Here is a 7575-nt window from a genome sequence, read left to right on the forward strand (position 1 = left end):
CTCACAACACTCGCATCCACTGCACAGTGGGTATACAATACTCGACTTCATTTTTTGAGCGCACCGTCGCGCTCTATCTTGGCAACGTAAAAACGGGTGTTTATATCATGACTCATTCTTGCAGGCTCTCTGTAGCACCAATGTTGGATTGGACGGATCGTCATTGTCGCTACTTCCATCGCTTGATGACCAAAGAAACCCTGTTGTACACCGAAATGGTGACTACAGGCGCGATCATTCATGGAAAAGGGGATTTCCTGGCTTATAACGAAGAAGAGCATCCGTTAGCCCTTCAGCTTGGTGGTTCTAACCCGGCAGATTTGGCAACGTGTGCCAAGCTAGCACAGGAGCGCGGCTACGATGAGATTAACCTAAACGTGGGTTGTCCGTCGGATCGTGTTCAAAATGGTCGCTTCGGTGCATGTTTAATGGCAGAGCCTCAATTGGTAGCCGACTGCGTTGCGGCGATGAAAGACGTGGTAGACGTGCCTGTTACTGTGAAAACACGTATCGGCATCGATGACCAAGACTCTTACGAGTTCCTAACCGATTTCGTATCTATTGTTTCTGAGAAGGGTGGCTGTGAGCAGTTCACTATCCACGCACGTAAAGCATGGTTAAGCGGTCTAAGCCCTAAAGAGAACCGTGAGATCCCACCATTGGATTACCCACGCGCTTACCAACTGAAGAAAGATTTCTCACACTTAACGATTGCGATTAACGGTGGTGTGAAATCATTAGAAGAAGCGAAAGAGCATCTACAATACCTAGATGGTGTGATGATCGGCCGAGAAGCGTACCAAAGCCCTTATTTGTTGGCATCTGTTGACCAAGAACTGTTTGGTTCAAACACGCCAGTGAAAAAGCGCAGCGAAATTGTTGAAGAGATGTACCCGTACATTGAAGCGCAATTGGCAAAAGGGGCTTACCTAGGTCACATCACACGCCACATGCTTGGTCTGTTCCAAAGCATGCCGGGTGCTCGTCAATGGCGTCGTCACATCAGTGAAAACGCGCACAAACCGGGTTCTGGCCTAGAAGTGCTGCAAGACGCACTAGCGAAGATCCCAAAAGAATTGAATGTGTAAATTTCACCAGTGGTTGGTGAAAATGACCAACTGACAAATGATAAAGCCAGAGTGTGGAAATGCCTCTGGCTTTATTTTTGTCTAAATATCATTGGTTTATGCTGTTTTTTGTAAGTTGGTATGGAACCTGCTCTAGTAAAACTAAAACAAAGGAGAAGTGATTATGTTGGAGCTGATCTTTATTTTAGTTTTCACAGCAACCCTGTTGGTAACCGGTATTACCATGGTGACCGTATTTGCCGCGACAGGTATCGCATTGGTTGTGATGTTCTTGTTGGGTATGGTGGGCGTAGTATTAAAACTATTGCCTTGGTTGATAGTCATTGCATTAGGTATATGGTTTTTTAAAAACTTCGTCGCTCAGCCTCGTTATAAGTAACGGATTGTAGAGATTTAGTTGATGGCGGGCTGTGAGAGTATGTTAGTATTTCTCACATGCCCCTTAATGTTGAAATCAGCTATCTCGGAGTAAAAATTACATGACATATAAAGCGACCATCGCTTTAGCGACACTATCGTTGGCAGCGTCTAACCCTTGTTTTGCAGAGCAAGAGTCTTCTTTGACTACCAAGGTCGGTGCGGAAGTTTGGGTAGCGGATACCAAAGTGAATGAAGTAAGAAGAGATAGCGACACAACGGGTTCTTATTATGCTGCGATAGAGCATGACGTAAAGTACGTTCCCAATGCGCGCCTTCGTTACTCAAGTGTTGATGCGGATTACATGGGTTTCGACAAACTTGATCTCACTCTTTACTACCAAATTCTTGAACACGACTTGATGCATTTTGATGCGGGTCTGACCTTTAGTAATTTGAGCGATACAAAATACGTAGACGCAGGCACTAATGCTCGCACTGAAGACTTTGATGAACTGATTTGGGCTTGGTACGGCTATGCAGAAATCACAGTGCCAAACACAAACTTTGATGTGATTGGTGAAATGAACTTCGGCGATAACAAAGGCATTAAGAGTACCGACCTAATGGCTGGTGTTCAGTACCGAATTCCTTTCCAAGAGTCTGAGTTAACATTCCGTGGTGGCTACCGTGTGATTGATTTAGAGTCTGAAGAATTCTTGTCGAACCTAGGTAAAGAGTTCATTTTTGCAGACGGCTTCTTTGTTGGTGCTCAGTTTTCTTTCTAAGTACGCTGCATTCATTCCTTTAAAACGTCGCTTTATAAGCGGCGTTTTTTTATATCACTTCATTATATTAAATCGAATTTCTCGCCCAAGTTTCAGTCTTCGACCATGCTTATTGAGAGCAATGTAGAAAAGTTGGAGCAGGGATTGCGATGACAATAAATGAATTACGACATCTATTTCGTGACAACCAGCTAGTAGAAGCCATCATCGAGCCTTCAATTCAAGAGGGAGGATGGGTTGTTGAGTTTCGCCATGCCCGTGGAGGGTTTGTTTGTCTCACAGACAGTCATGGGGAAGAGTGCCTATATGATGACCTCGATACGGCATCAAAATCCGCGTTGGCGGTTGGCTTTCAACAAGTTCGTATTGAGGATCGCTGAGCACTAGGTCCAACGTTCTTACTTCCAAAAAGTTATAAAACATTCTCTTCTATTCTTTCTTGTTATTAGAGAGAGTGGTTAATCTATCGTCACGCAATGAATAGGGATGTCGTGACAATGTCTTTTCAACAGAATGAATATTCTCACAAGAAAGTGTCGGAAGATAATAATGGGCAAGGTGGCAATCCACCAATCGCAAGCCCGCTTAATGACCAGCAATTTAACTCACTCCAGCAAACTGTCTCAGAGTTGTCTTCACAGCAACTTGCATGGGTCAGCGGTTACTTCTGGGGACTCGCTCAAAACCAACCAAGTGCAGCGGCTGCAACGCCTATCGCACAGGCGGCTGCTTCTGTTGCTGCAAAACCAGCAGGCAAGCTGAGCATCATTTTTGCTTCTCAAACTGGTAATGCGAAAGGCGTTGCTGAAGCGCTAGAGCAAGAAGCCAAAGCAGAAGGCATTGCTGTAGAGCTGTTTGATGCTAGCGATTACAAAGGCAAGAACTTAGCAAAAGAGACTCACGTGATCATCGTGGCGTCGACCAATGGTGAAGGCGAAGCGCCAGACAATGCCATTGAACTGCATGAGTTCCTTCAATCTAAGAAAGCACCCAAGTTACCAAATCTACAATACGCCGTGATTGCACTGGGTGATTCTAGTTATGAGTTCTTCTGCCAAACGGGCAAAGACTTCGATACTTACTTGTCTAAGTTAGGCGCAACTGCCTTCATCGATCGCATTGATTGTGATGTGGATTATGAAGCGCTGGCTGCAGAATGGCGTAAGCAAGCGCTTGAACAAGTAAAAGAAGCTCTTTCTTCAGGTAATGAAGCAGAAGTCGTTCAACTACCTGTTGGTCAAGCCGCTCCAGGACATTCTGCTTATAACAAGCAAAACCCATATACCGCAACGTTACTGACCAGCCAGAAAATCACGGGCCGTGATTCAGGTAAAGACGTTCGCCATGTAGAGATTGATCTCGAAGAGTCGGGTTTGACCTATCAGCCAGGTGATGCGCTAGGTGTTTGGTTCGACAATAGTTCAGAATTAGCCAACGCTATCTTAGCTAAGGCTGGTCTATCCGGTGTAGAAAGTGTTGAAGTGGATGGCGAAAGCCTTTCTATTCATAGTGCATTGGTTAGCAAGTACGAAATCACCGCATCAAACCCTCAGTTTGTCACTAAATTCGCAGAGTTATCTGGTAGTAAGAAACTGCAAAAGCTAGTGGAAGATAAAGACAAGCTTCGTGAGTACGCTGCAAATACGCAAGTTGTAGATGTACTTGCAGAGAAGAAGACCAAGCTAAGTGCAGAAGAATTGGTTGGTTTGCTTCGTCGATTGACACCTCGTCTATATTCTATCGCTTCGAGTCAAACGGAAGTAGATGAAGAAGTTCATCTAACCGTAGACTTGGTTGAATACGACAAAGGTAATGAAAAGCGCTATGGCGGAGCATCAAGTTTCCTCGCTCAACGTCTAGAAGAAGGCGGTGAAGTGAAGGTGTTTGTTGAGCACAACAATAACTTCAAACTGCCACAAGATGACAACACTCCAATCATCATGGTTGGTCCTGGTACTGGTATTGCGCCTTTCCGCAGCTTTATTCAGGAGCGTGATAACCGTGACGCGGAAGGCAAGAACTGGTTGTTCTTTGGTGACCGTACCTTTACTCAAGATTTCCTTTACCAAGTGGAATGGCAGAAGTACCTCAAGTCAGGTTTGCTGACTCGCCTTGATGTTGCGTTTAGCCGTGACCAAGCAGAGAAGGTTTATGTTCAACATCGCATCCTAGAAAACGCTGAACAAGTTTGGCAATGGATTCAAGATGGTGCCTACATCTATGTATGTGGTGATGCCACTCGTATGGCAAAAGATGTTCACGATGCGCTGGTATTTGTAGCCGAGCAACAAGGCAAGCTATCTCGTGAAGAAGCCGAAGCATTTATCAACGATCTACGTAAAGCGAAACGTTACCAAAGGGATGTGTACTAATGAGCGCGAATCAACAATCAAACAGCCAAGAAGTATTAGGTGAGGTGCTTGGTCCACTCTCGGATAATGAGCGCCTTAAAAGAGAAAGTAACTTACTGCGTGGAACGATTGAACAAGATCTGCAAGACCGTATTACTGGTGGCTTTACTGCAGACAACTTCCAATTGATTCGTTTTCACGGAATGTACCAGCAAGATGACCGCGATATCCGTAACGAGCGTGCTAAACAAAAGTTGGAGCCGCTGCACAATGTCATGCTTCGTGCGCGTATGCCGGGTGGCATCATTACGCCAAAGCAATGGCTAGCGATCGACAAGTTTGCAACCGAGCACTCTTTATATGGAAGTATTCGCCTTACTACTCGTCAAACGTTCCAGTTCCATGGCGTGCTAAAACCAAATATCAAGTTGATGCACCAAACGTTAAACAGCATTGGTATTGACTCGATTGCAACTGCGGGTGACGTTAACCGTAACGTGTTGTGTACCACTAACCCAGTGGAGTCGGAGCTACACCAAGAAGCTTACGAATGGGCGAAGAAGATCAGTGAGCATCTACTACCGAAGACACGTGCTTATGCAGAGATTTGGTTGGACGGTGAAAAAGTAGAAAGCACGGAAGAAGACGAACCGATTCTAGGTAAGAACTACTTACCACGTAAGTTTAAAACCACAGTGGTTATCCCACCGCAAAATGACGTAGACGTACACGCTAACGATCTTAACTTCGTAGCGATTGCAGATAACGGCAAGTTGGTTGGTTTTAACGTACTTGTTGGTGGCGGTCTAGCGATGACGCATGGCGATACGTCAACCTACCCACGTAGAGCGGATGACTTTGGTTTTATTCCATTGGAGAAAACACTTGATGTTGCTGCTGCTGTAGTAACAACTCAACGTGATTGGGGTAACCGTTCTAACCGTAAGAATGCAAAAACCAAATACACATTAGATCGTGTCGGTAGTGATGTGTTTAAAGCGGAAGTAGAAAAACGTGCCGGTGTTAAGTTTGAGCAAAGCCGTCCTTACGAATTCAGAGAACGTGGTGACCGTATCGGTTGGGTTGAAGGGATAGATGGTAAGCATCACCTAGCACTCTTCATCGAAAACGGCCGTCTATTAGATTTCCCGGGTAAACCACTTAAGACAGGCGTTGCTGAAATTGCCAAAATCCATAAAGGCGATTTCCGTATGACAGCAAACCAAAACCTGATTGTTGCTGGTGTACCAAAAAGCCAAAAAGCGAAGATCGAGAAGATTGCTCGTGAACATGGCTTAATGGATGACGGCGTAAGTGAACAACGTAAGAACTCGATGGCGTGTGTGGCGTTCCCTACATGTCCTTTAGCCATGGCAGAAGCAGAACGCTTTCTACCGCAGTTCGTAACCGATGTGGAAGGTATTCTAGAAAAGCATGGTATCCCTGAAGAAGACAACATCATTCTTCGTGTAACAGGGTGTCCAAATGGTTGTGGTCGAGCAATGCTGGCAGAAATCGGCTTAGTTGGTAAAGCACCAGGTCGATACAACTTACACCTAGGTGGTAACCGCGGTGGTACTCGAGTACCGAAGATGTATAAAGAGAACATTACGGATAAGCAAATCTTAGAAGAGATTGATCTGCTGGTGGCTCGTTGGGCTGCTGAACGTGAAGAAGGCGAAGCATTTGGTGACTTCACAATTCGAGCTGGCATTATCCAAGAAGTGTTCGTATCAAAGAGGGACTTCCATGCTTGATTCTGTAGCGTCCAAACCGGAGCTAGCAGAGTTACTGACATTAACAAAGACGGAGCAAATCCTCCGTCTTGCTCAAATCAATGTCGAGCTCGAACAGCTTTCGGCACAAGAGAGAGTAAAGTGGGCATTGGAGAACTTGGAAGGGGAGTTCGCAGTCTCTTCCAGTTTCGGTATCCAAGCCGCAGTGATGCTCCATCTTGTGACACAACAAAAGCCGGACATTCCAATTATCCTAACGGACACCGGTTATCTATTTGCAGAGACTTATCAATTTATCGACCAGCTGAAAGCGCAACTGAACCTCAACCTTAAAGTGTACCGAGCAAAAGAAAGTGCCAATTGGCAAGAAGCACGTTATGGAAAACTTTGGGAACAAGGTATAGAAGGAATTGAAAAGTACAACAAGATAAACAAAGTCGAGCCAATGCGACGAGCTCTACGTGAGCAAAACGTCGGTACTTGGTTTTCAGGTTTGCGTCGAGAGCAAAGTCAATCTCGTGCAGGTCTACCAATCTTGTCGATTCAAAATGGCATATTTAAATTCTTACCAGTGATCGACTGGACTAATAAGGATGTGCACTACTACCTAGAAGAGCATGGTTTGAGTTATCACCCTCTTTGGGAGCAAGGCTACTTATCAGTAGGAGATACCCATACCAGTAGAACGTGGGAGCCGGGTATGTCAGAAGAAGAAACCCGTTTCTTTGGCTTAAAGCGTGAGTGTGGATTACATGAAGACGACGGTAGTGAGCAGGATGGCTCAGGCATTTAGATGCTAGCTCTGGCGAAAGTCGTGTTCAGGGTAAATAAAGAAAGCTGCTGTAAAGCAGCTTTCTTTATTTATAGAGGAAGAAAAAGAGGGTGAAAAAGGATAACTCTGTGGATAAGTTGTTTGCTTTCTTGGGGTAAAGTTGGGTAAATAAAGGTTTGATCGAAAACTCATCGTTTAACCATTATTTTTGCAATTTTTGCAAAATAACGCTTGCCAATGTGAGCGCGATCTCTATAATGCCTCCTTGTCGACAGGGCAGAGCTCACAAGGCTTCAAAGCAAAGTCGACAAGGTCAGAAAGAAAAACGAAATAGTTAATTGCTTTTACTTTAGAAAATAAAATAAATAGCAAAAAGTGTTTGACACAGAAAATTATCTCGCTAGAATGGCCGCCTCTTCCGAAGTGATGTGAATCACAAAGAAGAGTAGCTCTTTAAAAATAAGAACCTATCAATCTGTGTGG

Annotated in this window: 7 protein-coding genes; all 7 read left to right on the plus strand. The window is 44.8% G+C overall.

The annotated features are described in order from the left end of the window. Positions 1-107 precede the first annotated feature (107 nt). Positions 108-1088, plus strand: a complete 981-nt coding sequence (gene dusA / locus KIV40_RS19390) for a tRNA dihydrouridine(20/20a) synthase DusA (protein ID WP_045369338.1) — start codon at positions 108-110, stop codon at positions 1086-1088. Between the two features lie 163 nt (positions 1089-1251). Beyond that, positions 1252-1467: an envelope stress response protein PspG gene (gene pspG, locus KIV40_RS19395; protein WP_045369295.1), complete on the plus strand. Its 216-nt coding sequence runs from the start codon at positions 1252-1254 to the stop codon at positions 1465-1467. Between the two features lie 100 nt (positions 1468-1567). After that, positions 1568-2233 (plus strand): TIGR04219 family outer membrane beta-barrel protein, encoded by a 666-nt coding sequence (locus KIV40_RS19400; protein WP_285350828.1) that lies wholly within the window; start codon positions 1568-1570, stop codon positions 2231-2233. A 149-nt stretch (positions 2234-2382) separates the two neighbouring features. Then, on the plus strand, positions 2383-2613 hold the full coding sequence (locus KIV40_RS19405) for a hypothetical protein (protein ID WP_005451530.1): 231 nt from the start codon (positions 2383-2385) through the stop codon (positions 2611-2613). 117 nt (positions 2614-2730) lie between these two features. Further along, positions 2731-4605, plus strand: a complete 1875-nt coding sequence (locus KIV40_RS19410; RefSeq protein WP_285350830.1) for an assimilatory sulfite reductase (NADPH) flavoprotein subunit — start codon at positions 2731-2733, stop codon at positions 4603-4605. Then, the gene (gene cysI, locus KIV40_RS19415) at positions 4605-6341 is read left to right on the plus strand and encodes an assimilatory sulfite reductase (NADPH) hemoprotein subunit (protein WP_285350831.1); all 1737 of its coding nucleotides are present in this window, start codon (positions 4605-4607) and stop codon (positions 6339-6341) included. Before KIV40_RS19410 ends, cysI begins: the two co-directional genes overlap by 1 nt. After that, positions 6334-7113, plus strand: a complete 780-nt coding sequence (locus KIV40_RS19420) for a phosphoadenylyl-sulfate reductase (protein ID WP_285350832.1) — start codon at positions 6334-6336, stop codon at positions 7111-7113. The genes cysI and KIV40_RS19420 overlap by 8 nt, the downstream gene beginning before the upstream one ends. Positions 7114-7575 lie beyond the last annotated feature (462 nt).

This window comes from Vibrio sp. D173a, assembly GCF_030248475.1.